Consider the following 1,646-nt stretch of genomic DNA (forward strand, 5'->3'; position numbering starts at 1 on the left):
GTGAAGGTCAAAAAATCGAAACATCTAAAGCTACATGGGTTAATGCTACTATGAGAGCGTTTAAATTAGGGGTTATCTTACCTGTAACAAAAGAATTTTTGAATTACACTTATTCACAATTCTTTGAAGAAATGAAGCCTATGATTGCTGAAGCATTCTATAAAAAGTTTGATGAAGCGGGTATTTTGAATCAAGGTAACAATCCATTCGGTAAATCAATTGCACAATCAATTGAAAAAACTAATAAGGTTATTAAAGGTGACTTCACACAAGATAACATTATTGATTTAGAGGCATTACTTGAAGATGACGAATTAGAAGCAAATGCGTTTATCTCAAAAACACAAAACAGAAGCTTGTTACGTAAAATTGTAGATCCTGAAACTAAGGAACGTATTTATGACCGTAACAGTGATACGTTAGATGGTCTACCTGTGGTTAACCTTAAATCAAGCAATTTAAAACGCGGTGAATTAATTACTGGTGACTTTGATAAGTTGATTTACGGTATCCCTCAATTAATTGAATACAAAATCGATGAAACTGCACAATTATCTACAGTTAAAAACGAAGATGGCACACCTGTAAACTTATTCGAACAAGACATGGTGGCATTGCGTGCAACTATGCATGTAGCGTTACACATCGCTGACGATAAAGCATTCGCTAAATTAGTGCCTGCTGACAAAAAAACAGATTCAGTACCAGGAGAAGTTTAATAAATAATTAGGAGTGGTAACATGCCCGAAATCATTGGAATTGTTAAAGTAGATTTTACAGATTTAGAAGATAACAGACATGTCTATATGAAAGGGCATGTCTACCCTCGCAAAGGTTATGATCCTACAGATGAACGTATCAAAGCTTTAGCTAGTGTTGAAAATAAACGCAACGAACAAATGATTTACATTGTAAATGACAAATTAACCAAAAAAGAACTTGTCGAAATAGCAAGTGTTGCTGGCTTACAAGTTGATGAAAAACAAACAAAAGCTGAAATTATCAATGCTTTTGAGTCACTAGAGTAGGTGGTTATATGACTACGCTAGCTGATGTAAAAAAACGTATTGGTCTTAAAGATGAAAAGCAAGATGAACAATTAGAAGAAATCATAAAAAGTTGTGAAAGCCAGTTGTTATCAATGTTACCTATTGAAGTTGAACAAATACCGGAAAGGTTTAGTTACATGATTAAAGAAGTTGCAGTTAAACGCTACAACAGGATTGGTGCTGAAGGTATGACATCAGAAGCGGTTGACGGACGTAGCAATGCGTATGAATTGAACGATTTCAAGGAGTATGAAGCTATTATTGATAATTACTTTAATGCTAGAACGAGAACTAAAAAAGGAAGGGCTGTGTTCTTTTGAGATATGAAGATAGAGTTGTTTTTCAATTAGAACAAGTAGCAACTTACAATCCTAAAACTAGCAAAAAAGAAAACGCACTAATCACTTATGATGCGATACCATGCAATATTAACCCCATTTCTAGAGCAAGAAAGCAACTTGAATTTGGTGATGTAAAAAACGATGTAAGTGTTCTGAGGATAAAAGAATCAATATCTCACCCTGTTAGCCACGTGTTGGTTAATGGCATTCGCTACAAGATAGTTGATACAAGGATATACAGACACGAAACGTCATA

Annotated in this window: 4 protein-coding genes; all 4 read left to right on the plus strand. The window is 34.4% G+C overall.

Translation table 11 applies throughout. The features are described 5' to 3' along the window. Positions 1-719, plus strand: a 719-nt coding sequence (locus tag FPQ13_RS13020; RefSeq protein WP_144089735.1) for a phage major capsid protein, incomplete at its 5' end; no start/stop codon positions are given. 21 nt (positions 720-740) lie between these two features. Next, positions 741-1,028: a hypothetical protein gene (locus FPQ13_RS13025; RefSeq protein WP_001114085.1), complete on the plus strand. Its 288-nt coding sequence runs from the start codon at positions 741-743 to the stop codon at positions 1,026-1,028. A gap of 8 nt (positions 1,029-1,036) precedes the next feature. Next, positions 1,037-1,369, plus strand: a complete 333-nt coding sequence (locus FPQ13_RS13030; RefSeq protein WP_000208960.1) for a phage head-tail connector protein — start codon at positions 1,037-1,039, stop codon at positions 1,367-1,369. After that, the coding region (locus tag FPQ13_RS13035) for a hypothetical protein (protein WP_144089736.1) at positions 1,366-1,646 on the plus strand (281 nt) is incomplete at its 3' end. The genes FPQ13_RS13030 and FPQ13_RS13035, both read left to right, overlap by 4 nt.

Source organism: Allobacillus salarius (assembly GCF_007559425.1).
GTDB classification, from domain to species: Bacteria; Bacillota; Bacilli; order Bacillales; family Alkalibacillaceae; genus Allobacillus; species Allobacillus salarius.

Bases quoted from the DNA above. Each gene is read 5' to 3' on its own strand.
- FPQ13_RS13025 (WP_001114085.1), top strand. From the start codon at position 741: ATGCCCGAAATCATTGGAATTGTTAAAGTAGATTTTACAGATTTAGAA.
- FPQ13_RS13030 (WP_000208960.1), top strand. From the start codon at position 1,037: ATGACTACGCTAGCTGATGTAAAAAAACGTATTGGTCTTAAAGATGAA.